Raw genomic sequence first — 25162 nt, 5'->3', positions numbered from 1 at the left:
GCGACCGCCTCTTCTTAGAGTGGGGCCATGCGCACTGGTGAGCCCCTCCCTCCGGTGGAGGACGTCCTCGCCGCTCTCGCGACCGGGCTGTGGCGGTGGGACAACCGGGCGGGCCTCGTCACCTTCGACGTGGAGGCCGCCCGGCTGATCGGGATGCCCTCGCCCGACGGTCAGCCGGTCACCCTGACGGAGTCCGGGGTCAGGGCCCGCTTCCACCCGGTCGACTGGAACGAGATCGACGGCGTCGTACAGCTCGCCGTCGCCGAGGGCACCCTCGCCGAGGCCCGGCTGCGCATCATGGACGAGCGGGGCCGCGTCATCCGTACCGTGCGCAGCCGCTCCAAGCCCGTCCTGCACGGGGACAGTCCGGACTCCTACGAGCTGATCGGCACGCTCCAGGAGGTCACCGAGCCGGGTCCCGGCGCCGCCTACCGCACCCCGCTGACCGGCGACTGGCGGCGCTCTCGCGAGGCGTTCCTGCTGGACGCGGGGCGGGCGCTCGCCGAGGCCGGGTCGACGGAGGAGGTGCTGCGGGTCGCCGCGGGCCTGTCGATGCCCGGGTTCTCACCGGACGGGCTCGTGGTGTTCGGCGTCTCGGGCGACCGGCTCAACATCATCGGCCACCACGGCCAGCACACGGACGCCGTGAGCCCCTTCACCGACATGGACCTGGCCACGGACTATCCGGCGGCCGAGGTCGTACGCACCGGGCGCGCGGTCTATCTGTCGTCGCCGGACGAGTACCAGCACCGCTATCCGGCGGCCTGGCCGCTGGCCGCGCGGTTCCAGCGGCAGTCGTGGGCGTTCCTGCCGCTGATCGTCGCGGGCCGCACGATCGGCGCGTGGATGGCGGGCTTCGCCTACCCAGTGTCGTTCACGCCCGACGAGCGCTCGGTCCTGACGACGGTAGCGCGGATGCTGGCGCAGGCCCTGTCCCGGGCCGTGGTCACCGAGTCGGAGCGGGAGCTGACGGACGGCCTGCAGCAGTCGATGCTGCCGAACCTCGGCCCCGAGATCCCCGGCATGAGCGTCGCGGCGCGCTACGTCCCGACCGGCGGCGGCCTCCAGGTCGGCGGCGACTGGTACGACCTGATCCCCCTGCCCACCGGACGGATCGCCCTGGTCATCGGCGACGTCCAGGGGCACGACGTGCGCGCGGCCGGCCTGATGGGGCAGCTCCGCATCGCCCTGCGCGCCTACGCCTCCGAGGGGCACCGCCCGGACGGGGTCCTCTCCCGTGCCTCGCGCTTCCTGCACGGCATCGGCGACACCGCCCACGGCGGGAACCCGGAGGACCCGCGCTTCGCGACCTGCCTGTACGTCGAGGCCGACCCGGCGACCGGGGTCCTGGAGTTCGCCCGCGCCGGCCACCCCGACCCCGCGATACGGATGGCCGACGGCACGGTTCTGATGCGGCCCACGGCGGGCGGGCTGCCGCTCGGCATCGACCCGGACGCCGACTACCCCATGACCCGGCTCGTCCTGGAGCCGGGCGAGACGCTGCTGCTCTGCACCGACGGCCTGATCGAGACCGGCGGGCACGACCTCGACACCGGCTGGGCCCGGCTGCGCAAGACGCTGGAGTCGGGGCCCGCCGAGACGCTGGAGGAGTTGGCCGACGCCCTCGTCCAGGCGGTGCACGGCCCCTCCTCGCACCACACCACGGGCCCGCTCGCCGACCGCCGCGAGGACGACATAGCGCTGCTGCTCCTGCGGCGTACGCCGTTGTCGGCCGGGCCCTCCTCCGGCCGTCGCACGGCGATGACGATCGCCCAGGCCGAGCCGGAGCGGATCGCGGCGGCCCGTCAGCAGTTGCGGGAGCTGCTGCACGACTGGGCCGACGACGATCAGGTCGACTCGGCGGTGCTGCTCGTCTCCGAGATGGCGACGAACGTCCTGGTGCACACCGACGGCGACGCGCTCATGGTCGCCGAGGTCGCCAGGAGTGCCGAGGGCCCGCGCCGCCTGCGCGTGGAGGTCGCGGACGCATCGGACGACCTGCCGCACAAGCGCCGGCCCGGTGAACTCGCCTCGTCGGGGCGGGGCCTCGTCCTCATGGAACTGCTCGCCCAGCGGTGGGGCGTGGACCCGCAGGGCAACGGCAAGTGCATCTGGTTCGAGCTCTACGAGCCATCCGGTCTCAGCGAGCCGTCCGCGGCCGGGGAGGACCCGGCAGCCGATGTTTCACGTGAAACAGAGCCCCCGGCGCCTCCGGTCCCTCCGGCCCCGTAGCGGCCGCGCAGTTCGCTCACGATGCCGAACGCGGCCGCGGTCAGCGGCACCGCGAGCAGCATGCCGAGGATGCCGGCGACGGAGGCGCCGCCCGTGATGGCGAGCAGCACCACCGCCGGGTGCATCTGCACCGTGCGCGACTGGATCATCGGCTGGAGTACGTGCCCTTCGAGCACCTGCACCGCGAGCACCACGCCCAGCGCCCACAGGGCGATGACGAACCCGCGGTCGGCGAGGGCCACGAGCACGGCGACCGCGCCGGAGATGAAGGCCCCGAGGTAGGGGATGTAGGCGCCCACGAAGACCAGGGCCGCGAGGCCGACCGCGCCGGGCACGCCCAGGATGAGCAGGCCGACGCCGATGCAGGTCGCGTCGATGAGGGCGATGAGCGTGGTGCCGTGCATGAAGCCGGCGATCGAGTTGAAGGAGCGGCGCGCGATGGCTTCCAGGGTCTCGCCGCTCTTGGGGGCGGCCTGCCGCAGGGCCGTCCGGAAGCGTCCGGCGTCCCGCAGGAAGAAGAAGCAGAGCAGCAGCGCGAGCACCGCCATGGCGACGATCTCGCCGACGACGCTGAGCCCGCTGAGCACCCCGGATGCCGCGCTGCCGCCGTACTTCTTGAGCAGGTCCTGGGCGTTGTCGGCGAGGTGGTCGAGGTCGAGCGCGCCGGTGCCGAACCGGCCGGAGAGGTCGGTGGCCGCCTGCTTCACGGAGGCCACGATCTGGTCCCCGGTGTCGATGAGCGCCGCGACCACGATGTAGCAGGCGCCGCCGACGACGACCAGGATCACCGCGCAGGTGAGGCCCGCCGCCACCGACTGCTGCACCTTGGCGCGGCGCAGGGCGAGGTGGACGGGGCGCAGCAGGGCCGTGCCGAGCAGGGCGAGCAGCACCGGCACGACGGCCGTCTTGAGTTCGACGCACAGCCGGATGCCGACCCAGGCGACACCGGCGCCGAGCAGCACCACCAGGCACCAGGCGGCGACGCGGCGGGCGGGTTCGGGAAGGAGCTGCTGAGAGGGCTGCACCCGGCCACACGATCATGATCAGGCCCTGCCCACCCGCCGGACGGGTCCGGCCGGGTGACGGGGCGTCATATGCGGGTGCCCACAGGCACGTACAGGCGCATACAGGTGACGGCCCGCCGGGTGCAGAGTCGGCGGGCCGTCACGATCGGGGGCGCACACGCATCACGTGTGCGGCAGGCGCTCCTTGGTGGGGACGACGCCCAGGCGGCCGGCCTGGAAGTCGTCGAAGGCCTGCTGGAGTTCCGCCTTGGTGTTCATCACGAACGGGCCGTAGTGCGCCATGGGTTCACGGATCGGCTGGCCGCCGAGGATGACGACCTCCAGGTCCGGTTCGTTCCCGTCCTGGGCCTCGTCGGCCCGCACGGTCAGGGACGAGCCGGCGCCGAAGACGGCGGTCTGGCCCTTGTGGACCGGGCGGCGGTCGGGGCCGACGGTGCCGCGTCCGGCGAGCACGTACACGAGCCCGTTGTAGTCCTCGCGCCAGGGCAGTGTCGCCTCGGCGCCGGGGCGGACGGTGGCGTGCACCATCGTGATCGGCGTGTGCGTGATGCCGGGGCCCTCGTGACCGTCGAACTCACCGGCGATGACGCGCAGCAGCGCGCCGCCGTCGGCCGTGGTGAGCAGCTTGACCTGGCCACCGCGGATGTCCTGGTAGCGGGGGTTCTGCATCTTGTCCTTGGCGGGCAGGTTCACCCACAGCTGCAGGCCGTGGAAGAGGCCGCCGGACATGACGAGGGACTCCGGCGGCGCCTCGATGTGCAGCAGGCCGGAGCCCGCCGTCATCCACTGGGTGTCGCCGTTGGTGATGGTGCCGCCACCACCGTTCGAGTCCTGGTGGATGAAGGTGCCGTCGATGATGTAGGTCACGGTCTCGAAGCCGCGGTGGGGGTGCCAGGGCGTGCCCTTGGGCTCTCCCGGCGCGTACTCCACCTCGCCCATCTGGTCCATCATGATGAACGGATCGAGGTGCTTGTAGTTGATCCCGGCGAACGCGCGGCGCACCGGGAAGCCTTCGCCCTCGAAGCCACCGGGCGCGGTCGTCACGGTGAGCACGGGTCGTGCCACAGCCTCCGACGGCGCGGCCACACGGGGCAGGGTCAACGGGTTCTCAACGGTCACAGCGGGCATTTTGGGGACCTCCTTGGCGTCCTCGTGCCTCGACTTTAGTTGAACGTAGAACTTTCTGCCACTCATAACACCGGACGCCCGGAGGGAATTCCCTCCGGGCGTCCGGTGTGCCTGTGGATCGCGGCTTTTCAGCCGTACATGCGGCGCATCGCGAAGTCGACCATCTGCTCGACCGCCTTCGCGTCGAAGACCATGCGGTGCTCGCCCTCCATGTCGAGGACGAAGCCGTACCCGGTGGGCAGCAGGTCGATCACCTCGGCGCCGGTGATCACGAAGTACTTGGACTCCTTGCCGGCGTACCGGCGCAGCTCCTTGAGCGTGGTGAACATGGGGATCACCGGCTGCTGGGTGTTGTGCAGCGCGAGGAAACCCGGGGTGTCACCGCGCGGGCAGTAGACCTTCGACGACGCGAAGATCTGCTGGAAGTCCTCGGCGGACATCGAGCCGGTGGTGAACGCGCGGACCGCGTCGGCGAGCGAGGGCGGCGACGGCTCCGGGTACAGCGGCGGCGCCTGCTGTCCGTACCCGCCCTGCTGCGGCGGCGCGTACTGCTGCCCGGCAGCGGCTCCCCCGGCGTGCTGCTCGTATCCGTACATGGGGCAAGAGTACCGAGGGCCGGGAGGCGCCGGGCCGGGAAGTGACCGACGGGGTTCTTGCGCGGATCGGGGCGCGGGAGGAGTCTCGGGGCGCGGGACCGTACCCGGGTTTACCGGGGTGCCTTCGTCACACTTGGCCCGCTAGGGGTTGCATTTTGTTACCGACGGGTAGCATCCTATTGGTTACTAGTTGGTACGCGTACGAGGACGATCCCGGAGCCCGACAACACAGGGCCCCCGCAGCGGGTCTACCTCCCAAGCCTTTACGGAGCCGTCGCCATGGGGCACTACAAGTCGAATCTCCGCGACATCGAGTTCAACCTCTTCGAGGTACTCGACCGCGACAAGCTGTACGGCACCGGCCCGTTCGGGGAGATGGACGTCGACACCGCCAAGAGCATCCTCGAAGAGGTCGCCCGCCTCTCCGAGAACGATCTGGCCGAGTCCTTCGCCGACGCCGACCGCAACCCGCCGGTCTTCGACCCGGAGACCAACACGGCGCCCGTCCCGGCCAGCTTCAAAAAGTCCTACCAGGCCTTCATGGACGCCGAGTACTGGCGCCTCGGCCTCCCGGAGGAGATCGGCGGCACCACCGCGCCGCGCTCCCTGATCTGGGCCCACGCCGAGCTGATCCTGGGCGCCAACCCGGCGATCTGGATGTACTCCTCGGGCCCGGCATTCGCCGGCATCCTCTTCGAGGAGGGCAACGAGCAGCAGAAGAAGGCCGCTGCCGTCGCCGTCGAGAAGCAGTGGGGCTCGACGATGGTCCTGACCGAGCCGGACGCCGGTTCGGACGTCGGCGCCGGCCGCACCAAGGCCGTCCAGCAGGACGACGGCTCGTGGCACATCGAGGGCGTGAAGCGGTTCATCACGTCCGGTGAGCACGACATGTCCGAGAACATCCTCCACTACGTCCTCGCCCGCCCCGAGGGCCACGGCCCCGGCACCAAGGGCCTCTCCCTCTTCCTCGTCCCGAAGTTCGAGTTCGACTGGGAGACCGGCGAGCTGGGCGAGCGCAACGGCGTGTACGCGACCAACGTCGAGCACAAGATGGGCCTCAAGGCGTCCAACACGTGCGAGATGACGTTCGGCGACAAGCACCCCGCCAAGGGCTGGCTGATCGGCGACAAGCACGAGGGCATCCGCCAGATGTTCCGCATCATCGAGTTCGCCCGCATGATGGTCGGCACGAAGGCGATCTCGACCCTGTCGACGGGTTACCTGAACGCCCTGGAGTACGCCAAGGAGCGCGTCCAGGGCCCCGACCTGGCCAAGTTCATGGACAAGACGGCGCCCAAGGTCACCGTCACGCACCACCCGGACGTACGCCGCTCGCTGCTCACGCAGAAGGCGTACGCGGAGGGCATGCGCACCCTGGTGCTCTACACCGCCTCCGTGCAGGACGCGATCCAGGTCAAGGAGGCCGCCGGTGAGGACGCCTCGACCGAGCACGCGCTGAACGACCTGCTGCTGCCCATCGTGAAGGGCTACGGCTCGGAGAAGGGCTACGAGCAGCTCGCGCAGTCGCTCCAGACGTTCGGCGGCTCCGGGTTCCTCCAGGAGTACCCGATCGAGCAGTACATCCGTGACTCCAAGATCGACACGCTCTACGAGGGCACCACGGCGATCCAGGGCCAGGACTTCTTCTTCCGGAAGATCGTCCGCAACCAGGGCGCCGCGCTGAACGGTCTCGCCGAGGAGATAAAGAAGTTCCTCGCGGTCGAGACCGGCGGCGAGGAGCTCGGCGCCGCGCGTGAATCACTGGCGAAGGCGGCCGTCGAGCTGGAGGCCATCGTCGGCGTCATGCTCACCGACCTCGCCGCCACCGAGCAGGACGTCAAGGCCATCTACAAGGTCGGCCTCAACACCACGCGTCTGCTCATGGCCTCCGGCGACGTCGTCGTCGGCTACCTGCTCCTCAAGGGCGCGGCCGTCGCCGCGGAGAAGCTCGCCGCGGGTGCCTCCGGCAAGGACGTGGCGTTCTACCAGGGCAAGGTCGCGGCGGCCAAGTTCTTCGCCGCGAACGTGCTGCCCGGGGTCATCGGGGCGCGGAAGCTTGCGCAGGCCACGAGTGAGTCCGGCCTCGACGTGATGGAGCTGGACGAAGCGGCGTTCTAGCTCCGCTGAGCCGGATCATGGCTCGGGCCCGTCGTCTCCCCCGGGGGGTGGCGGGCCTTTGCGCGTGCGCGTCTGCCCCTGTCCCTTGCCGGGCGACCGCGGGCCTCGTCGTGGCTGGTCGCGCAGTTCCCCGCGCCCCTGAGATGCGCACTGCGTGCGCCATCTCAGGCGCCCATGGGGCTGCGGCGGAGCCGCACGCTCCAGGGGCGCGGGGAACTGCGCGACCAGCCCCCACCGGGCCCGCGGTCGCCCGACAACAGCTGTCGGCAGACGCCCAGGCGGGGCCTCCGCAGGCAGGCCCCCAGGGGCGCGGGGAACTGCGCGATCCGCCCCCACCGGCCCGCGGGCGAGAGACGTGCGCGCCCGGGCGATGAGCGGCGCCGGGCCACCAAAGGCCGGCCCGAAGCACCCGCACTATTCTGGCCGCATGCGCACACCCTCCGGCCCCTTCGATCGTGGGCACACCGACGGCCTGATGTCCTACCTCGCGGCGAGCCCCACCCCGTACCACGCCGTGGCGAACGTGGCCGCGCGCCTGGAGGAGGCGGGGTTCAAGCAGGTCTCGGAGACCGACGCCTGGGACGGCACCAGCGGAGGAAAGTTCGTGACGCGCGGCGGCGCCGTCGTCGCCTGGTACGTGCCGAGCGGAGCGCAACCGCACACCCCGTTCCGTATCGTCGGCGCGCACACCGACTCCCCGAACCTGCGCGTGAAGCCCCAGCCCGACCTGCACAGCAACGGCTGGCGGCAGGTCGCCGTGGAGGTCTACGGCGGCCCGCTCCTCAACTCCTGGCTCGACCGGGACCTGGGCCTCGCCGGGAGGATCTCGCTGCGCGACGGCACCGACCGGCTCGTCGACGTCGACCGGGCCCTGCTGCGCGTACCGCAGCTCGCCATCCACCTGGACCGCTCCGTCTCCGCGGACGGCCTCAAACTGGACAAGCAGCGGCACATGCAGCCGATCTGGGGCCTCGGCGACACGGTGCACGAGGGCGATCTGCTGGGCTTCGTCGAGGACGAGTACGGCCTGGAGCGGCGCTCGATCACCGGCTGGGACCTGATGACGTACCCCATCGAGCCGCCCGCCTACCTGGGCCGCGACCAGGAGCTCGTGGCCGGGCCGCGGATGGACAACCTGCTGTCCGTGCACGCCTGTACGGCCGCGCTCGCCGAGGTGAGCGGAGGCGACGAGGCAGGAGCACTGCCGTACATCCCGGTGCTCGCCGCCTTCGACCACGAGGAGAACGGGTCGCAGTCGGACACCGGCGCGGACGGGCCGCTGCTCGGCAGTGTCCTGGAGCGTTCGGTGTTCGCGCGCGGCGGCTCCTACGAGGACCGGGCGCGGGCCTTCGCCGGGACCGTGTGCCTGTCGTCGGACACCGGGCACGCCGTGCACCCGAACTACGCCGAGCGCCACGACCCCACGCACCACCCGCGGGCGAACGGCGGCCCGATCCTCAAGGTCAACGTCAACAACCGCTACGCGACGGACGGCGGCGGCCGGGCCGTCTTCGCCGCGGCGTGCGAGAAGGCGGGCGTGCCGTTCCAGACGTTCGTCTCCAACAACGCGATGCCGTGCGGCACGACCATCGGCCCGATCACCGCCGCCCGGCACGGCATCAAGACCGTCGACATCGGCGCGGCGATCCTGTCGATGCACAGTGCCCGTGAACTGTGCGGCGCGGACGATCCGTTCCTGTTGGCGAACGCGTTGACGGCCTTCCTGGAGGGTTGAGCCGGGGCCGCCTCCCGGCCGGTCCGTGTGACGCCGAAAGCTCCGGGTACCCGGAGCTCTCAAGTACCCGTGCGTCACACAACTGTTGGGGAGGAAGACCTCATGAGCTTGGGAGGTTGCATCATCCTGGTCGCCGTCGGGGCGATCCTCAGCTTCGCGACCGACTGGCACATGAAGGGGGTCAACCTCGACCTCGTCGGCTGGATCCTGATGATCGTCGGTCTGATCGGCGTCTTCGTGTTCCGCAGCGTCGGACGGCGCAGGAGCATGGTCGTGCCGCCCGCCCAGACGACCGTGGTCGAGGACGACCGGAACCGGCGCATATAAGCGCCGAAGGGCCGTAAATGAGCACCGGACCGGCGCTTACCAGCCAGGCCGGCCCGTACGGTGCCCCGCGCCCGTACTTCTCGGTGTTCCCTCCACGTACTCTTGATCGCATCAGCTTTCGGGGTATGTGGGGGGCACTTTCGTGGAGTTCCGGCTGCTCGGCACGGTTGCCGTGGACACGGGGAGCGGGGAGCTTCCGCTCGGCCCCGCCAAACGGCGCGGCCTGCTCGCGGCGCTGCTGCTGCGCCCCAACACGGCGATCCCGCTCGACCAGCTGATCGACTCACTGTGGCCGGAGGGCCCGCCCGCGCGGGCCAGGACCGTCGCGCAGGGCCATGTGTCACGGCTGCGGGCGCTGCTCGCGCAGGGCGGCGCCGAGATGTGGGGCGTCGAGCTCGTCACCCACGGCGACGCGTACGTCCTGGAGATGCCCGAGTCGCTCCTCGACGCGTACCGCTTCGAGGAGCTCGTGCGGCACGCCGCCGTCCAGCGCGCCCCCGACGACGCCGCGGCCCTGCTGCGCGAGGCCCTCGCACTGTGGCAGGGGCCCGCGCTCGTCGGCGTCGCCACCGACGGCCCGCTGCGGGTCGCCGCCGACGGCCTGGAGGAGTCACGGCTCTCGGCCGTCGAACAACTGGCGAACACCTACGGCGAGTTCGGCGAGCATGCCCGCGCCGCCTCCCTGCTGCACGCGGAGGTCGTCGCCCACCCCATGCGGGAGACGCTGGCCGCGGCGCTGATGCGGGCCCTGTACCGCTCCGGCCGCCAGTCCGACGCCATCGACCAGTACCACCGCACCCGCAAGCTGCTCGCCGACGAACTCGGTGTCGATCCCGGGTCCGCGCTGCGCGACGCGTACGCGGAGATCCTGGCGGGCGACGAGGCCCAGCCGCCCGCCGCCGCACCCGCCCCGGCACCCGCCCCCGTACCGGAACCGGAACCGGCGGCCACGCCCGAACCGGCGCCCGCTGCCGACCCAACCGACACAGCCGACGCCGTGACCGGACCCGACCTGCTGCCGCGGCCGCCACGCGGCTTCGTCGGACGCGCCGGCGAGCTGGCCGCGATCGGCGCCGCCGCACACCGCGAACACGCCGTCGTCGTCATCACAGGCCCCGCAGGAGCCGGCAAGACCGCGGCCACCCTCCAGTGGGCCCACGCCGCACGCGAGCACTACGACGCCGTCCTCTTCGCCGATCTGCACGGCTTCAGCGACGAGAGCGCCGACGACCCGGGCGGTACGGGCCTGACAGCCGGTACGGGCGCCGCGGGCCCGGAGATCGCCGACGTGCTCCGCGAATTCCTGATCGCACTCGGCGTCCCGGGACGCGAGCTCCCCGAGACACCGGGCGCGCTGGCCGCCGCGTACCGGGCCCGCACCGAACGGCGGCGCCCCCTCGTCGTCCTCGACAACGCCCGCACCGCCGCCCAGGTCCGCCCGCTGCTCCCGGCGGGCCCCGGCAGCGCCGCCCTGGTCACCTCACGCCTGCGGCTCGACGGCCTCGCCGTCACCGAACTCGCCCGTACCGTCGGCATCGGCGTCCTCGACGGCGCCGCCTCCGCCGAGCTGCTCGCCGCCGCCACCGGGGCCGAGGACCGGCTCGCCGCCGAACCGGCCGCCGCGGCCCGGCTCGCCGAACTCTGCGCGGGCCTGCCCCTCGCCCTGCGCGTCGTGGCGGCCCGCATCAACGCCAGGCCGGACCGGCCGCTGGCCCCGCTCGCCGACGAACTGGCCGACGAACAACGCCGGTTGGCGCTCCTCGACATCGACGACACCGGGGTCGCCGCCGCGCTCCGCCTCACCCTCCTCGCCCTGCCCGCCGGCGCCCGGCTGCTCTTCCGCCGGCTCGGCGACCTCCCGGGCCCCGACCTCGACCGCCACGCGGCCGCCGCGCTGACCGCGACGTCCCCCGCCGACGCCGCCACGGCCCTCGACCGGCTCGCCGCGGCGCACCTGGTGACGGAGCGGGCGCCCGGCCGGTACGGAATGCACGACCTGGTCCGCCTGTACGCGCGCGGCCTCGCCCGAGCCGACGACGACACGGCGGACCCGGCCGACCCGGGGACGGACCCCGCCGACACCGCCCGCGAACCCCTCGTGCGCCTCCTCGACCACTACGTCCGCACCGCGCTGCGCGCCGCGGCCGTCGCCGAACCCGACGGCCTGCCCTGCTGCGCGCCGCCCCCGGACGCGCGACCCGACCTGGGCGGGCCGCGACTGCCCGACCGGGCGAGCGCACTCGACTGGTTCGCCGCGCAGCGCGAGAACCTCGCGGCCGCCGCGGCGGCCGCCCACGCGGCAGGGCTCGACGACCGGGCCTGGCGGCTCGTCGCGGTGCAGCGGCCGTCCATCGTCGGATACGTACGCGACGACTGGATGCCGCTGCTCGAACAGGGCCTCGCCGCGGCCGTACGGCTCGGCGACCCGGACGCCGAGGCGCGACTGCGCACCCTGTGCGGCTGGGTCCTCACCGAGGAGGGGCGCCTCGCGCAGGCCCTGGAACACCTCGAACTCGCCCCGGCGCTCGCCGCCCGCGCGGGCGACCCGGCCGCCGAGGCCACCGCCCTGGTCAACCTCGCCGTCGCCCTGGACCGCGACGGCGCCACCGGCCCCGAGCCTCTCACCCATATGACGCGGGCCGCCGAACTGGCCCGTACCGCAGGCGACGTACAGACCGAACTGCTCGCCCTGGAACACCGGGCCCGCCACCTGCTCGCCCTTGACGACCATCAGGCCGTACTCGCCTGTACGGAGCGCGGTCTCGCCCTGCACGGCACCGGTCCTGAAGGCGTGGCACCCCTGCGGCAGACCCTGCTGCGCATCGCGCGCGGCACCGCGCTGATCGCCCTGGACCGCACCGAGGAGGCCCGCGCCTGTCTGCACCAGGCCCACGAGGACGCGTCGCGGCACGGCTTCGAGGACGGCATACGGATGGCGAAGGCGCAGCTCACACGGGTGGAGCGATGACCCGCGCCGGTGCGCGGGCCGACAGCGCCGCCACGACGGGCTCCGCGTAGAACGACTCCACTCGGGTCTGCTGTTCAGGCCTGCCGGTCATCCATCCCGGCGAGCACCAGCGGCAGCCGCACCGCCCCGCCCTCGGCGACGCGGACCGGTACACCCCAGTCCTGCTGGTGCACATGGCACGCCGGGTACTCGTTGGCAGGGTCGTCGTCGCAGGACGCGGCCATCGCCGACACATGCAGGACACCCTCGGTGACCTGGGGGTTCAGGACCAGCTCGCGGGCCAGGTCGGTGCCCGCCCCGTCACCGGACGCGAGCAGCTCGGGCGGCGTCGCGGAGACAAGGAGTCGGGTCGAGGGACCGTACCGGGTGTCGAGCTTCTGCCCCGCGGGCGCCTGGAAGATGACGTCCAACTCCAGCTTGCCGCCCGCCACTTCGGTCGCGGCGCGCTGCGTCCGGTGCGCGACGGACTCGACGCGCACGGCCTCCTCGGGCAGCCGCAGCCGGGTCAGCCGGTGCCGCGCCGACTCCACGACGACGATCTCCCCGGTCTCCGCGATCAGCACGGCATCGCTGGGCTCGCGCAAGTCCGTTGCCAGCGTGGTCACTTGACCCGTGGCCGGGTCGAAGCGGCGCAGGGCGTGGTTGTACGTGTCGGAGACCGCGACCGAACCGTCCGGCAGCGCGGTCACCCCCAACGGGTGCTGGAACAGCGCCTGTTCGGCAGCGCCGTCCCGATGCCCGAAGTCGAAGAGCCCGGTCCCGACAGCCGTGTGCACACTCCCGTCGGTGTCGACGTACCGCAGCGCACTGGTCTCCGAGTCGGCGACCCACAGTCGCTCCTCGGTGGCGGCGAGCCCCGAGGGCTGCGCGAACCAGGCCTCGGCGCCGGGCCCGTCGACCAGCCCCTCGTTCGTCGTACCGGCCGCGACCTCGACCGTCTTCGTCTCGGGGTCGTACGTCCACAGCTGGTGCACGCCGGCCATGGCGATCCACACCTTGCCGCCGAAGACGGCCACGTCCCACGGAGACGACAGGTCGACCTCCAGCGCCGGACCGCTGTTCGGCGTCCCCTGCCACCACTGCCTGCCGGTGCCGGCGACCGTGCTGACGGCCCCGCTCTCCAGGTCCACGGCGCGCAGCGCGTGATTCACGGTGTCGGCGACGATCACGGTGTTCTCGTCGAGCAGCGCGAGCCCCTGCGGCTCGTTGAACGCGTCGGGTCCAAGACCCCGCTCCCCGCTCCCGATCCGCCGCACGACGCTCTCCCCGTCGGCCGCCAGCTCCACGAGCTGATGCCGGGTGGTGTCGCTGACCAGGAAGTTCCCGGACGGCAGCAGCAGCACCTTGCCGGGAAAACGCAGATCGGTGGCGACCGGCTCGGGCGCGACGTACGGCCCCTCGCCGCGATGCAGCGTGCCCTTCGCCCCGTGCTCGGCCTCCAGCTCCTCGACCAGCGCGGCGATGGCGTGCGCGTGCCCCTCACCGGCGTGCTGGGCGACGACGTACCCCTCGGGGTCGATCACGACGAGCGTCGGCCAGGCCCGCACCGCGTACTGCTTCCAGGTAGCGAGCTCGGGATCGTCGAGCACCGGGTGCGCCACCCCGTACCGCTCGACGGCGTCGACGACCGCCCCGTGCTCGGCCTCGTGCACGAACTTCGGCGAGTGCACCCCGATGATCACGACGGTGTCCCGGTGACTCTCCTCCAGCTCCCGCAGCTCGTCGAGAACGTGCAGGCAGTTCACACAGCAAAAGGTCCAGAAATCGAGAACAACGATGCGTCCACGCAGGTCGGCGAGGCTGTACTCCTTGCCGCCCGTATTCAGCCAGCCACCTTTCCCGACCAGTTCGGGGGCGCGGACACGGGCACGGCGGGCTGCTGCGGGCGCGGAGTCGTTCATGTTTCAAGAGTGCCACGCGTGTCCGGTGGCCGAGTCCACCCCGGGGCGGCGCACGGGGCGTGGACGCGCGAACGCCGCCGAGCGCGGCGCGGTGCGCACTCGGCGGCGTCGGGCAGGCCCTCGGTCCGTTCTAGCGGAGCGGGTTGCCGAGGAGGGCCTTGGGGGCCGGGGCGGCCAGGTCTGTCGGGTTGAAGGCGATCGAGCCGGTCGCGGTCACGCCGGTCGCGGTGCCCGGGAAGGACCAGACGGCACCTTCCTGCGCGTTCTCGCCGGTCGCGGAGACGGCGAGGTCGCGGGTTCCGTCACCGTTGACGTCGAGCAGCTGGCAGCCGGAGCCGAACTGGTCGTCCGACTCGTTGGCGCCGGGCACGTTCGCCGAGCCCTGGTTGAGGACCTGGGAGCCGGTGCCGGTCACGCCGTCGGCGGTGCCGTGCAGCAGCGCGATCGAGCCCGCGTCCGTCTTGTCGCCGAGGTCCTCGCCGGAGATGCCGAGGGCGACCTCCGCCTTGCCGTCGCCCGTGACGTCGGCGACGGAGACGCAGGAACCGAGGCGGTCGCCGTCCTCCTGAGCGCCGTAGAAGCCGGGCAGGCTCTGGTCGAAGGTCTGCGTCTTGGCGCCCACGAGGCCGTCCGCCGTGCCGTACGTGATGCTGACCTTCTGGTTCGTCTCGCCGATGTCGGACTCCGCGGGGTCGGAGCCGATGACGAGGTCGTCCTTGCCGTCGCCGTTCACGTCACCGAGGGCCAGCTCGCCCTGGGTGTCGTCGGCCACGCCGCGCGTGAAGCCGGTCGCGCTGCCGTACAGGACGGTGTTGTTCCACATGCCGTCGCCGTTGTAGGCGCGCAGGGCCATGTCGTCGCGGCCGTCGCCGTTGACGTCGCCGACCGCCTTGAAGGTCACCGGGCCGGTCGTGGAGGACGGGCCGTCGACACAGCCGTACTCGTCGTCGACGCAGGTCGCGTCGTCCGCGCCGTAGCCGTACCACTCGGACTTGTCCATGAAGTTCAGCTTCGCGGCCGGGGCGCCGGCGCGGGAGATCGGGCCCTTCCACAGGGCGGCCTTCTCGGCCTCGGGGTCGTCGCCGTAGCCGCTCAGGTCGGCGAGGAGGGCCAGGTCGGCCTTGCCGTCGCCGTCGAAGTCGCCGATCTGCGGGGACTTGCCGTACGTGGCGATGCTGGTGCCGCCGGTCAGGCCGGAGGCCGAGCCCCACAGGACGACCGCGCCGGTCGTCGCCTTGTCGCTGCCTATGACGAGGTCGCTGAAGCCGTCCCCGTCGAGGTCGCCCTTGGAGACGTAGGTGCCGAACTTCTCCTTGGCGACGGCCGAGCCGGGCACGCCGGTGGTGGAGCGGCTGATCAGCTTCTTGTTGGACGCGCTCAGGCCGTTCGCCGAGCCGTAGGTCACGGCGACATAGCCGGCCTGCGCCTTGCCGGAGATGGTGCCGCCGGGCGCGCCCGCGACGAGGTCGGCGTAGCCGTCGCCGTTGAAGTCGTCGGCCGGGGCGGCCTTGCCCACGGGGGCGGCCGAGGCGCCCGGTGCGAGGGAGAGGGCGGCGGCACCGCCCGCGATCAGGGTTGCGGCGATCAGCGGGGCGGTGAGCCGGCTACTGCGGACAGAGGGGCGTCGTGCGCTCGACATGAGCTGTTCCTTCGGTCGTAAGGTCACGTCCACCACACAAGACCCACAAACACCGTTGGCGGTTGCACATATCGGCGAACTGATCTATTTGCGCAGGGCGTTGAGCACGCTCCGGGCCTGGTGGGCGGCGCCGAGACGGTTCGGGTGCAGGGGCACGGCAAGCCCCTGCGGGTCGGTGGACAGCGGTACGAAGCCCTCGACCCATTTGGTTCCCGGCTTCTGGCACACGTCGTGCCCGACGCTGCCGCGGTAACTGTCGACGTACCCGGCGCCCGCCTTCTTCGCCGCCGACCGGAGCATCGCGTCCAGTTCCTTGAGCTTCGCGCCGATCCACATCAGGTCACCGTCGTGGGCCTGCACGTAGGGGTAGCAGCCGTGGTCGGCGGAGACCCCGGCGAGATAGTCGACGACGAGCACGGTCGCGCCCGGGGCGGCGGCCGCCCGCACGTCCTGGACCGCCCGGACGATCTTCGGTTCGGCCTGCGCGATCCGCTGCGACATCAGATCGGTCCCGTCCCGCTTCACCCAGCCCGCCCTGCACTCCCCGCCGAGCGGCGCGGGCAGTCCTGGCAGCACCTTCATGGACGGCAACAGGTTGAAGCAGCCGACGGCCGCGCGCGCGAGCCCGACGTCGTTGCCGCCGAACCCGAACGTGACCAGGTCGGTCCTCTTCGAGACCCGGCTGATCTGCGGCTTGTTGACCCCGTCGAGCCGGCCCGACAGGTAGGACACGTCCTGCGCGGCCCGTACGTGTCCGGAGGTCGCGGCGCCGCACGTGGCGTCCTTGAACGACGGCACCTTCAGGGCCGCGGCGACCTGGCGCGGATAGTTCCACGCCGACTGCGCGCAGCCGCTCGGCGCCTGGTCGGTCTGGATGTCGACCGGCGTGACATCGGCGCTCCAGGAGTCGCCAAGCGCGGCGTACTCCCGATAGCGCGGGCCCGCATGATCCGTGGCGGACGAGGACGCGGGCGGCGCGAGCAGCAGGGGCAGGGCCGCGAGCGCGGCGGCGAGGAGTCGGCGGGAACGGTGTCGCACGGGACGGAGCCTCCGGGCACAGTGGGTGACGGTCTCTCCGCATCCACTCACCCTGCGGCGCGCAGGCGCACCGACTTCCCGCCGTTTTCACCCGCCCGGGCGTCAGGAGCGTCCGGGCGGCGGCTTCCGGGCACTCATCGACGTATGCGCTACGAAGTACGAGAACGGCTCTTCGCCATCGGCGAGGACTACTGGATCGAGGACGAGAACGGCCACAAGGCGTTCCTCGTCGACGGCAAGGCGATGCATCTGCGGGACACCTTCGAGCTGAAGGGGCCCGACGGACGTGTCCTCATCGACATCCACGAGAAGATGTTCGCCCTGCGCGACACGATGGTCGTCGAGCGCGGCGACGAACAGCTCGCCAAGATCAAGCGCAAACGGCTGTCGCTGCTGCGCAACCACTACCGGGTGGAGCTGATCGACGGCACCGAACTCGACGTCAGCGGCCGGATCCTGGACCGCGAGTTCGCCGTCGAGTACGAGGGTGAACTCCTCGCGGAGATCTCCCGCCGCTGGCTGCGGGTGCGCGACACCTACGGCGTGAACGTGGTCCGCGAGGACGCCGATCCGGCCCTGATCATCGCTGTCGCGGTCTGCGTCATCCATCTCGCGGAGAAGGAACGGGGGGTCGTCGACTGAAGCACGCTGTCCGGGTCCCGCCCCGCCCCTCGGATCACCGTCGCGGCGGGTCGAGTCCCAGCAACCGGTCCTTCAGCGCCGGGAACTGCTCCCGGGTGGTCCCGACCCGCGCCGGGTCGAACTCCACCCGCAGCACCTCTTCCCCGGCGCCCGCCTCGGCGAGGACCTCGCCCCACGGGTCGACGACGATGCTGTGCCCCGCCTGGGGGACCCCGGCGTGCGTCCCCGCGCTCCCGCAGGCCAGCACGTACGCCTGGTTCTCCACGGCGCGCGCCTGCGCGAGCAGCGTCCAGTGGGAGCGGCGCCGCTCCGGCCAGCCGGCGGCGACGACGAGGGTCTCGGCGCCCCGGTCGACGAGGCCGCGGTACAGCTCGGGGAAGCGCAGGTCGTAGCAGGTGCTGACGCCGAGGACGGTCTCCGGCAGCTTTACGGTCACCAGTTCGTCGCCCGCGCTCATCAGCACGGCCTCGCCCTTGTCGAAACCGAAGCGGTGGATCTTGCGGTAGGCAGCGGCGAGTTCGCCGTCGGGGGAGAAGACGAGCGAGGTGTTGTAGAGGGGGCCCTCGGGGTCCCTCTCCGGAATCGAGCCGGCGTGCAGCCACACGCCCGCGTCGTTCGCCGCCTTGGCCATCGCCTGGAAGGTCGGGCCCTCGAGCGGCTCGGCCTCGTCCGCGAAGAGCTCGTACGCGAAGGCGCCGGTCGTCCACAGCTCGGGCAGCACGACGAGATCCGCGGAACCGGCTTGATCACGCACCAGCGAACTCACGCGCTCCCGACGCGCGTTGACCGATTCGGCGGCTTTGGCGTCTTTGGCGTCTTTGGCATCTTTGTTGTCGTTTACCGCGATCTGGATGAGGGAGGCGCGCACACTACCACCGTCCTGGCATTCGAGCCGTCGGCTAACGTCAACAACAGCCCTACGATCGTCACACGAAAGCACTGCAGGGGTGCCTCGGGGCAGCGTAACTTAACGTTCCAAGACACCCAGTGCCCGCGCCCGCCGCCTATTTCACCGCCCGTGTCCCACACCGCTCGAGGGGTCCCCTTCCGTGAGTCTCCACCCCAGCCTTCAGTCCTACGCCGACGCCTGGACCCACTCCGTGGAAGCGATATCCGAGCTGGTGACACCGCTCACGGAGGGTGAGTGGAGCCGCGCGACACCCTGCCCCGGCTGGTCGGTGCGCGACGTCGTGTCCCATGTCATCGGCGTCGACTGCGAAATGCTCGGCGACCCCCGGCCGATCCACACGCTGCCGCGCGACCTCTATCACGTACAGACCGAGGCGCAGCGCTACCAGGAGGTGCAGGTCGACGTCCGCCGCCACCACACGGCGCCGGAGATGGTCTCCGAGCTGGAGTACACGGTCATCCGCCGCTCGCGTCAGCTGCGCAACGAGAGCCGGGAGCCCGGAGCCACGGTGCGCGGCCCGCGCGCCGTCGAGGAGACCCTCGAATTCGCCATGCGCAGGCGGGCGTTCGACATCTGGGCGCACGAGCAGGACCTGCGCTGGGCCCTCGGCCGCCCCGGCAACCTCGACTCGCCGGGCGCGTACGTCACGCGCGACCTGCTCCTGGAGGCCCTGCCCAAGATCGTCGCGAAGGACGCGGGCGCCCCCGCGAGCTCGGCGATCGTCTTCGACGTGCACGGCCCCGTCGAATTCCTGCGCACGGTCCGCGTCGACGCCGACGGCAAGGGCACGATCGACGGCGCCCCCTCGCTGGGCCCGGCGGCGACGCTGGCCATGGACTGGGAGACGTACGTACGCCTGTCCTGCGGCCGCGTCACCCCGGAGGCGATGGCGGACCGCATCAAGGCGGAGGGCGACACGGACCTGGCGGCGGCGATCATCGCGGGGCTGCGCATTACGCCGTAATGCCCCCGGGCAACCTCGTCACCGCCCCGGCCGATCTGCCCGCGCCCGCGCCCCGCCCCGGCGGGCCCGAGCCCGACCCCCGCCGCGCCCCGCTCAAGCGGGAACGTGCACCGAAGCCACCCGGGAAGCCACAACCCGCTCCCGCTCGGCCCGAGCGGCGCGCCTGCGCAGGCGCAGAATCTGGCTGACCCCGACCGCCTGCAAGACGTACACCGCCGAGAACGCGACCCGGTAATTGTCGCCGGTGGCGTCGAGCAGCACCCCCACCGCCAGCAGCGTCGTCATCGAGGCGATGAACCCGCCCATGTTGACGATCCCGGACCCGGTCCCCTGCCGCTCCGGCGGATTCGCGGGCCGCGCGAAGTCGAACCCGATCATCGACGCGGGCCCGCACGCCCCGAGCACCACGCACATCACCACGAGCAGCCACATCGGCGACTGTCCCGGCCAGGCGATCGGCGCCGCCCACAGCAGGGCCGTCGCCCCGACCGTGCCGAGCGCCAGCGGCAGCCGCGCCGTGTGGTGCCGCGCCACGATCTGCCCGTAGACGAGCCCGACCACCATGTTGGCAAGCACCACGAGCGTCAGCATCTCGCCCGCGGTACCGCGCGAGAGTCCCTGCGCCTCGACGAGGAACGGCAGCCCCCACAGCAGCAGGAACACCATCGCCGGGAACTGTGTCGTGAAGTGCACCCACAGCCCGAGCCGCGTCCCCGGCTCCCGCCAGGCCGCCGCGATCTGCCCGCGCACATAGGCGGCGCCCTTGTGCGTGGTCGGCATCGGCGCCGGTTCGAACCCCTCGGGGTGGTCCTTGAGGAACAGCAGCATCAGCACCAGGACGAGGACACCCGCGAGCGCGCTGCCCGCGAACGCGGCCTCCCAGCCGACCCCGTGCAGCAGGCGCGCGATGACCAGCGTGGAGACGAGGTTGCCCGCCATGCCGGCGAGTCCGGCGAGCTGCGCGACCATCGGCCCGCGCCGCGCGGGGAACCAGCGCGTGCCGAGCCGCAGCACGCTGATGAAGGTCATGGCGTCACCGCAGCCGAGCAGCGCGCGCGAGGCGAGCGCCATCCCGTACGACGACGAGAACGCGAAGCCCAGCTGTCCGATGGTGAACAGGACCACGCCGAACGTCAGCACCTTCTTCGTGCCGAGTCGGTCGACCATCAGGCCGACGGGTATCTGCATGCCCGCGTACACGAGCAGCTGGAGGATCGAGAAGGTGGAGAGTGCGGACGCGTTGATGTGGAACCGCTCGACGGCGTCGAGCCCCGCCACACCCAGCGACGTACGGAAGATCACGGCGACGAAGTAGACGGCGACGCCGATGCACCACACGGCGATCGCGCGGCGGCCGCCGGGCGGGTCTCCGGGCAGGGACATGGCCGCGGCCCCTGATGAACCCGGGGCGCCCGAGGAGGCGGAACTCATCGCACGTCACCCCGCGCCAGACTCTGGAACCAGCCCACGTGCCGCCGCACCACGGCCACCGCCGCCTCCACGTCCCCGGCGCGCAGCGCGTCGAGGAGTTCGCCGTGCTCGGCGAGGGTCTTGGCGATCCGGTCGGGGTGGGAGTGCATCACGGCGACGCCCATCCTCAGTTGCCGGTCGCGCAGCTGGTCGTAGAGCCGGGAGAGGATCGCGTTGCCGCCGCTGCGGACGATCTCCGCGTGGAAGCAGCGGTCGGTGGCGGCGGCGTCCACGAACTCGCCGGCGGCGGCCTGGGTGCGCTGGGTCTCCAGGAACTCCTCCAGGCGCTCGATGAGCCACGGCTGCGCCGGGACGGCCTTGCGCACCGCGTGCTCCTCGACGAGCAGCCGGGTCTCCACGACGTCCGCGATCTCCTGCGCCGAGACGGGCAGCACGAGGGCGCCCTTCTTCGGGTAGAGCCGCAGCAGCCCCTCGACCTCCAGCTTGAGCAGCGCCTCGCGCACCGGTGTGCGGGACACTCCGACGGCCTCGGCGAGCTCGCCCTCGGTGAGCAGCGTCCCGCCCTCGTAACGGCGTTCGAGCACGCCGCGCTTCACATGGTCGTAGACGCGGACGGCCGCGGGCGGAGGCTTTTCGGTGGCACGTGCTTCGGCACGCTTTTCGGTGACGGTCGAGGGCATGCGCACATCATAGATACAACACGTACGCAAGCCGGGCCACGTCCACCATTCAAGACGCTTACCGTCACGCCGGCGTCACCCGCTGTCACTCGTCCGAGTTTTTCGCAGCAGCCGTGCAACCCCCCACCCGCTTCAGGTGTCTCATCAGTGTGCCCGTCCCGCCCAAGGGGCGGCGCATTAGGGGCACTTGGAGCGTTCAACTTGAAGAATCGCATAACGGGCATCGCTGTTCTCGTCGCGGGAACCGTGCTCACCAGCGGAGCTCTGGCCACCTCCGCGCAGGCCGCCTCGGCACCGGCCGTACCCAAGATCGCCGCCGCCGGCGGGTTCGTGATGAACAACGGGACGGGCAAGTCCCTGTTCACCAAGGCCGCGGACACCCGCCGGTCCACCGGCTCCACCACCAAGATCATGACGGCCAAGGTGGTGCTGGCGACCAAGAATCTCAACCTGAATTCCAAGGTCACTGTCCAGAAGGCGTACAGCGACTACATAGTGAAGAACAACGCCTCGTCGGCCCGGCTGATCGTCGGCGACAAGGTCACCGTGCGTCAGCTCCTCTACGGGCTGATGCTGCCGTCGGGCTGCGACGCGGCGTACGCGCTGGCGGACAAGTTCGGCTCGGGCTCCACGCGGGCCGCCCGCGTGAAGTCCTTCCTCGGCAAGATGAACAAGTCCGCCACCGACCTGGGTCTGAAGAACACCCACTTCGACTCGTTCGACGGCATCGGCAACGGCAAGAACTACTCGACGCCGCGTGACCTCACGAAGATCGCCTCGTCGGCGATGAAGAACGCCACGTTCCGCTCGGTCGTCAAGACCAAGTCGACGAAGCAGAAGGTCACGACGAAGTCCGGTGGCTACCGCACCATGTCGTGGTCGAACACCAACACGCTGCTCGGTTCGTACTCCGGCGCCATCGGTGTGAAGACCGGCTCGGGCCCGGAGGCCGGCTACTGCCTGGTCTTCGCGGCGACGAGGAGCGGCAAGACGGTGATCGGCACGGTCCTGAAGTCGACGTCGGTCAACGCCCGCACGTCGGACGCCAAGAAGCTCATGGACTACGGCTTCAAGAAGTAGCCGCGGTCCAGTACACGGAGTCGGGAGCGGGCGGCGCCTTGGGAACCCACCAGGCGCGGTCCGCTTCCGCGCTCCAGTCCGGGACGTCCTCGTAGTAGATCGTGAGCGCCCAGAACCGCTCGTCCTCGTGGAGGACGATGTCGTCCTCGCCGGACAGGTCCTGGCCGTGCCACTGCCGGTTGATCCGCGCGACGGCCTCGGCCCGCGAGAGCCCCAGCTCCGCGACCATGCGATCCACGATGAACTCCAGGAGCTCATTCGTCGCGTCGCAGGTGGGCATGGTGTACGTACTCAGGATCGGCTCTCCCGCTCCGGTTCTCACAGCAAGGGTGAAAGGCCGCCGCACTTTCGTGTGCGGCGGCCCTTGCCCACTGGGTCCTTCTGGCGGGTCCCCGGGGGATTGAGCGGCTCAGCTCCAGGTGATCAGACGCTTGGGCCGCTCCAGCACGGCCGCCACATCCGCGAGCACCTTCGACCCGAGCTCCCCGTCCACCAGGCGGTGGTCGAAGGAGAGCGCCAGCGTCGTCACCTGACGCGGCTTCACCTTGCCCTTGTGGACCCAGGGCTGGAGCTTGATGGCGCCGACGGCGAGGATCGCCGATTCGCCCGGGTTCAGGATCGGCGTGCCGGTGTCGATGCCGAAGACACCGACGTTCGTGATGGTGACTGTGCCACCCTGCATCGCGCCCGGAGACGTCCTGCCCTCCCGCGCGGTGGACACCAACTCGCCGAGCGATGTCGCCAGTTCGGGCAGCGTCTTCGCCTGGGCGTCCTTGATGTTCGGCACGATCAGACCGCGCGGCGTCGCCGCCGCGATGCCCAGATTCACGTAGTGCTTCTGGACGATCTCGGCTTTTCCGTCGTGGCCCTCGTCCCAGGCCGCGTTGACCTCGGGGTTGCGCTTGATCGCGACGAGCAGCGCCTTGGAGATGAGCAGCAGCGGATTGACCCGCAGCCCCTGCATGTCCTTGTCGGCCTTCAGCTCCTCGACGAGCTTCATCGTGCGCGTCACGTCGACCGTCACGAACTCCGTGACGTGCGGCGCGGTGAACGCCGAACCGATCATCGCCTGGGCCGTCGCCTTACGGACGCCCTTGACCGGGATCCGGGTCTCGCGGACGCCGTCGTACGACGCCGCGGGCGCCGCCGGCACGGGAGCCGACACCGGGGCCGGCGCCGGGCTCTGCGCCGGGACCTCGGGCGCGGGCGCCACCGCGGCGTGCACGTCCTCGCGCGAGATGATCCCGTCGGGGTGCGACGGAATCACCGTGGTGAGGTCGACCCCGAGGTCCCTGGCGAGCTTGCGCACGGGCGGCTTGGCGAGCGGCCGCTGCGCGACGGCCGGGGCCGCCGTCCCGTTGGCCGGTACCTCGGCGCCCTTGCGGGCCCGCCGCTTGGTCGACGTCTCGGCGACGCCGTAGCCGACGAGCACGGGCTGACGCCCCTGCGGCTCGGCCTCCTCCGCAGGCGCGGCGTCGGCCACCGCCTCCGGTTCCGGCGCCGGAGCGTCCCCCGCCACGTCCACCGCGATGATCACCTGGCCGACATCGACGGTCGTGCCCTCGGGGAACCGCAGCTCCTTGACCACACCGTCGAACGGGATCGGCAGCTCGACGGCCGCCTTCGCCGTCTCCACCTCACACACGACCTGCCCGTCCTCGACGGTGTCGCCGGGCTGCACGTACCACTTGAGGATCTCGGCCTCGGTCAGGCCTTCGCCCACGTCGGGCATCTTGAATTCGCGCGCCATGACTCTCAACCCCTCTCAGTACGCCAGCGAACGGTCGACGGCGTCGAGCACCCGGTCGAGACCCGGCAGGTACTCGTCCTCCAGCCGCGCCGGCGGATACGGCGCGTGGTACCCGCCGACCCGCAGCACGGGCGCCTCCAGGTGGTAGAAGCACCGCTCGGTGATCCGCGCGGCGATCTCGGCACCGGACCCGAGGAAGACGGACGCCTCGTGCGCGACGACCAGGTGCCGCGTCTTCTCCACCGACTTCTGTACGGCGTCGAAGTCCATCGGCGAGATCGAGCGCAGGTCGAGGACCTCCAGCGACTTGCCCTCCTCCGCGGCGGCGGCCGCGGCCTCCAGGCAGACCTTCACCATCGGCCCGTAGGCGACGAGCGTCAGATCCGTGCCCTCCCGCGCCACGACGGCCTTGTGCAGGTCACCGGGGACGGCCTCCGTGTCGACCTCGCCCTTGTCCCAGTAGCGCCGCTTCGGCTCGAAGAAGATCACCGGGTCGTCGCTCTGGATGGCCTGCTGGAGCATCCAGTACGCGTCCGAGGAGTTCGAGGGGGAGACCACCTTCAGCCCGGGCACGTGCGCGAACAGCGCCTCGGGGGACTCGCTGTGGTGCTCGACCGCGCCGATGCCGCCGCCGTACGGGATCCGGATGACGACCGGCGTCTTGATCTTGCCGAGCGCGCGGGCGTGCATCTTCGCGAGCTGCGTGACGATCTGGTCGTACGCGGGAAAGACGAAGCCGTCGAACTGGATCTCCACGACCGGACGGTAGCCGCGCAGGGCCAGGCCGATCGCGGTGCCGACGATGCCGGACTCGGCGAGCGGGGTGTCGATGACCCGCTCCTCGCCGAAGTCCTTCAGCAGACCGTCGGTCACCCGGAAGACACCGCCGAGCACGCCGACGTCCTCGCCCATGACGAGGACCTTCGGGTCGTTCTCCAACGCTGTCCGCAGCGACTCGTTGATCGCCTTGGCGATCGGAAGTTTCTGTACCGCCATGA

The 25162-nt window shown here is 71.3% G+C and carries 20 protein-coding genes; 8 read left to right on the top strand and 12 right to left on the bottom strand.

All coding sequences use genetic code 11. From position 1 onward, the window contains the following. Positions 1–27 precede the first annotated feature (27 nt). On the top strand, positions 28–2232 hold the full coding sequence (locus ACIREE_RS19385; RefSeq protein ID WP_404153145.1) for a SpoIIE family protein phosphatase: 2205 nt from the start codon (positions 28–30) through the stop codon (positions 2230–2232). Here ACIREE_RS19385 and ACIREE_RS19380 read toward each other — a convergent pair. From ACIREE_RS19380 to ACIREE_RS19370, 3 genes are all read right to left on the bottom strand, one after another. Beyond that, the gene (locus ACIREE_RS19380) at positions 2124–3257 is read right to left on the bottom strand and encodes an AI-2E family transporter (RefSeq protein ID WP_404153142.1); all 1134 of its coding nucleotides are present in this window, start codon (positions 3255–3257) and stop codon (positions 2124–2126) included. The two genes, ACIREE_RS19385 and ACIREE_RS19380, sit on opposite strands and share 109 nt — an antisense overlap. 162 nt (positions 3258–3419) lie before the next feature. Continuing rightward, positions 3420–4385 (bottom strand): pirin family protein, encoded by a 966-nt coding sequence (locus tag ACIREE_RS19375; protein ID WP_404153139.1) that lies wholly within the window; start codon positions 4383–4385, stop codon positions 3420–3422. A gap of 128 nt (positions 4386–4513) precedes the next feature. Then, positions 4514–4981, bottom strand: coding sequence for an SseB family protein (locus ACIREE_RS19370; RefSeq protein WP_399059865.1), 468 nt, complete (start codon positions 4979–4981; stop codon positions 4514–4516). 279 nt (positions 4982–5260) lie between these two features. On the opposite strand from ACIREE_RS19370, the gene ACIREE_RS19365 reads away from it, so the two are divergent. The 4 genes from ACIREE_RS19365 (at position 5261) to ACIREE_RS19350 (ending at position 12129) form a co-directional block, all read left to right on the top strand. After that, a complete protein-coding gene (locus tag ACIREE_RS19365) occupies positions 5261–7099 on the top strand; it encodes an acyl-CoA dehydrogenase (protein ID WP_404153136.1) in 1839 nt (612 codons plus the stop codon). Between the two features lie 427 nt (positions 7100–7526). Further along, on the top strand, positions 7527–8834 hold the full coding sequence (locus ACIREE_RS19360) for a M18 family aminopeptidase (protein ID WP_404153133.1): 1308 nt from the start codon (positions 7527–7529) through the stop codon (positions 8832–8834). A gap of 102 nt (positions 8835–8936) precedes the next feature. Further along, complete coding sequence (locus ACIREE_RS19355) at positions 8937–9161, top strand: DUF6458 family protein (protein ID WP_404153130.1); 225 nt, start codon at positions 8937–8939, stop codon at positions 9159–9161. A 127-nt stretch (positions 9162–9288) separates the two neighbouring features. Then, complete coding sequence (locus ACIREE_RS19350) at positions 9289–12129, top strand: BTAD domain-containing putative transcriptional regulator (RefSeq protein ID WP_404153127.1); 2841 nt, start codon at positions 9289–9291, stop codon at positions 12127–12129. Between the two features lie 74 nt (positions 12130–12203). Here ACIREE_RS19350 and ACIREE_RS19345 read toward each other — a convergent pair whose 3' ends face one another. From ACIREE_RS19345 to ACIREE_RS19335, 3 genes are all read right to left on the bottom strand, one after another. Further along, the gene (locus ACIREE_RS19345; RefSeq protein ID WP_404153124.1) at positions 12204–14030 is read right to left on the bottom strand and encodes an NHL domain-containing thioredoxin family protein; all 1827 of its coding nucleotides are present in this window, start codon (positions 14028–14030) and stop codon (positions 12204–12206) included. Between the two features lie 130 nt (positions 14031–14160). Further along, a complete protein-coding gene (locus tag ACIREE_RS19340) occupies positions 14161–15669 on the bottom strand; it encodes an FG-GAP-like repeat-containing protein (RefSeq protein ID WP_404153122.1) in 1509 nt (502 codons plus the stop codon). A gap of 84 nt (positions 15670–15753) precedes the next feature. Beyond that, positions 15754–16707: an SGNH/GDSL hydrolase family protein gene (locus ACIREE_RS19335; protein WP_404153119.1), complete on the bottom strand. Its 954-nt coding sequence runs from the start codon at positions 16705–16707 to the stop codon at positions 15754–15756. Between the two features lie 144 nt (positions 16708–16851). Here ACIREE_RS19335 and ACIREE_RS19330 point away from each other — a divergent pair, with 144 nt between their 5' ends. Further along, positions 16852–17349 (top strand): LURP-one-related/scramblase family protein, encoded by a 498-nt coding sequence (locus ACIREE_RS19330; RefSeq protein ID WP_404153116.1) that lies wholly within the window; start codon positions 16852–16854, stop codon positions 17347–17349. A gap of 34 nt (positions 17350–17383) precedes the next feature. Here the strand turns inward: ACIREE_RS19330 and ACIREE_RS19325 are convergent, their stop codons facing one another. Beyond that, positions 17384–18217 carry a carbon-nitrogen family hydrolase gene (locus ACIREE_RS19325; protein WP_404153113.1) on the bottom strand — a complete coding sequence of 278 codons (834 nt, stop codon included), beginning with the start codon at positions 18215–18217 and terminating at the stop codon, positions 17384–17386. Between the two features lie 181 nt (positions 18218–18398). On the opposite strand from ACIREE_RS19325, the gene ACIREE_RS19320 reads away from it, so the two are divergent. Further along, complete coding sequence (locus ACIREE_RS19320; protein ID WP_404153111.1) at positions 18399–19223, top strand: maleylpyruvate isomerase family mycothiol-dependent enzyme; 825 nt, start codon at positions 18399–18401, stop codon at positions 19221–19223. A gap of 93 nt (positions 19224–19316) precedes the next feature. Here the strand turns inward: ACIREE_RS19320 and ACIREE_RS19315 are convergent, their stop codons facing one another. Together ACIREE_RS19315 and ACIREE_RS19310 are read right to left on the bottom strand one after the other, a co-directional pair. Beyond that, positions 19317–20606 carry a nitrate/nitrite transporter gene (locus ACIREE_RS19315; RefSeq protein WP_404153108.1) on the bottom strand — a complete coding sequence of 430 codons (1290 nt, stop codon included), beginning with the start codon at positions 20604–20606 and terminating at the stop codon, positions 19317–19319. 44 nt (positions 20607–20650) lie between these two features. Then, entirely contained in the window at positions 20651–21334 is a 684-nt protein-coding gene (locus tag ACIREE_RS19310; RefSeq protein ID WP_404153105.1) for a GntR family transcriptional regulator, read from the bottom strand. Between the two features lie 201 nt (positions 21335–21535). Between ACIREE_RS19310 and ACIREE_RS19305 the strand changes: the two genes are divergently transcribed. Continuing rightward, a complete protein-coding gene (locus ACIREE_RS19305; protein ID WP_404153102.1) occupies positions 21536–22414 on the top strand; it encodes a D-alanyl-D-alanine carboxypeptidase family protein in 879 nt (292 codons plus the stop codon). On the opposite strand, the gene ACIREE_RS19300 is transcribed toward ACIREE_RS19305, so the two are convergent. The 3 genes from ACIREE_RS19300 to ACIREE_RS19290 form a co-directional block, all read right to left on the bottom strand. Beyond that, positions 22404–22736 carry a hypothetical protein gene (locus ACIREE_RS19300; protein WP_404153099.1) on the bottom strand — a complete coding sequence of 111 codons (333 nt, stop codon included), beginning with the start codon at positions 22734–22736 and terminating at the stop codon, positions 22404–22406. The genes ACIREE_RS19305 and ACIREE_RS19300 overlap by 11 nt on opposite strands. A gap of 87 nt (positions 22737–22823) precedes the next feature. Then, entirely contained in the window at positions 22824–24164 is a 1341-nt protein-coding gene (locus ACIREE_RS19295; RefSeq protein WP_404153096.1) for a dihydrolipoamide acetyltransferase family protein, read from the bottom strand. Positions 24165–24179: 15 nt separating this feature from the next. Then, complete coding sequence (locus ACIREE_RS19290; RefSeq protein ID WP_404153094.1) at positions 24180–25160, bottom strand: alpha-ketoacid dehydrogenase subunit beta; 981 nt, start codon at positions 25158–25160, stop codon at positions 24180–24182. Positions 25161–25162 lie beyond the last annotated feature (2 nt).

The sequence above is a fragment of the Streptomyces sp. NPDC102467 genome (genome assembly GCF_044765445.1).
GTDB lineage: Bacteria > Actinomycetota > Actinomycetes > Streptomycetales > Streptomycetaceae > Streptomyces.
This window is presented reverse-complemented; position numbering and strand designations above follow the sequence as displayed.

What these genes read in the sequence shown, in the direction of transcription:
- ACIREE_RS19385 (WP_404153145.1), top strand. Translation starts at nt 28, where the DNA reads ATGCGCACTGGTGAGCCCCTCCCTCCGGTGGAGGACGTCCTCGCCGCT.
- ACIREE_RS19375 (WP_404153139.1), bottom strand. Translation starts at nt 4,385, where the DNA reads ATGCCCGCTGTGACCGTTGAGAACCCGTTGACCCTGCCCCGTGTGGCC.
- ACIREE_RS19370 (WP_399059865.1), bottom strand. Translation starts at nt 4,981, where the DNA reads ATGTACGGATACGAGCAGCACGCCGGGGGAGCCGCTGCCGGGCAGCAG.
- ACIREE_RS19365 (WP_404153136.1), top strand. Translation starts at nt 5,261, where the DNA reads ATGGGGCACTACAAGTCGAATCTCCGCGACATCGAGTTCAACCTCTTC.
- ACIREE_RS19360 (WP_404153133.1), top strand. Translation starts at nt 7,527, where the DNA reads ATGCGCACACCCTCCGGCCCCTTCGATCGTGGGCACACCGACGGCCTG.
- ACIREE_RS19355 (WP_404153130.1), top strand. Translation starts at nt 8,937, where the DNA reads ATGAGCTTGGGAGGTTGCATCATCCTGGTCGCCGTCGGGGCGATCCTC.
- ACIREE_RS19345 (WP_404153124.1), bottom strand. Translation starts at nt 14,030, where the DNA reads ATGAACGACTCCGCGCCCGCAGCAGCCCGCCGTGCCCGTGTCCGCGCC.
- ACIREE_RS19340 (WP_404153122.1), bottom strand. Translation starts at nt 15,669, where the DNA reads ATGTCGAGCGCACGACGCCCCTCTGTCCGCAGTAGCCGGCTCACCGCC.
- ACIREE_RS19330 (WP_404153116.1), top strand. Translation starts at nt 16,852, where the DNA reads ATGCGCTACGAAGTACGAGAACGGCTCTTCGCCATCGGCGAGGACTAC.
- ACIREE_RS19315 (WP_404153108.1), bottom strand. Translation starts at nt 20,606, where the DNA reads ATGTCCCTGCCCGGAGACCCGCCCGGCGGCCGCCGCGCGATCGCCGTG.
- ACIREE_RS19310 (WP_404153105.1), bottom strand. Translation starts at nt 21,334, where the DNA reads ATGCCCTCGACCGTCACCGAAAAGCGTGCCGAAGCACGTGCCACCGAA.
- ACIREE_RS19295 (WP_404153096.1), bottom strand. Translation starts at nt 24,164, where the DNA reads ATGGCGCGCGAATTCAAGATGCCCGACGTGGGCGAAGGCCTGACCGAG.
- ACIREE_RS19290 (WP_404153094.1), bottom strand. Translation starts at nt 25,160, where the DNA reads ATGGCGGTACAGAAACTTCCGATCGCCAAGGCGATCAACGAGTCGCTG.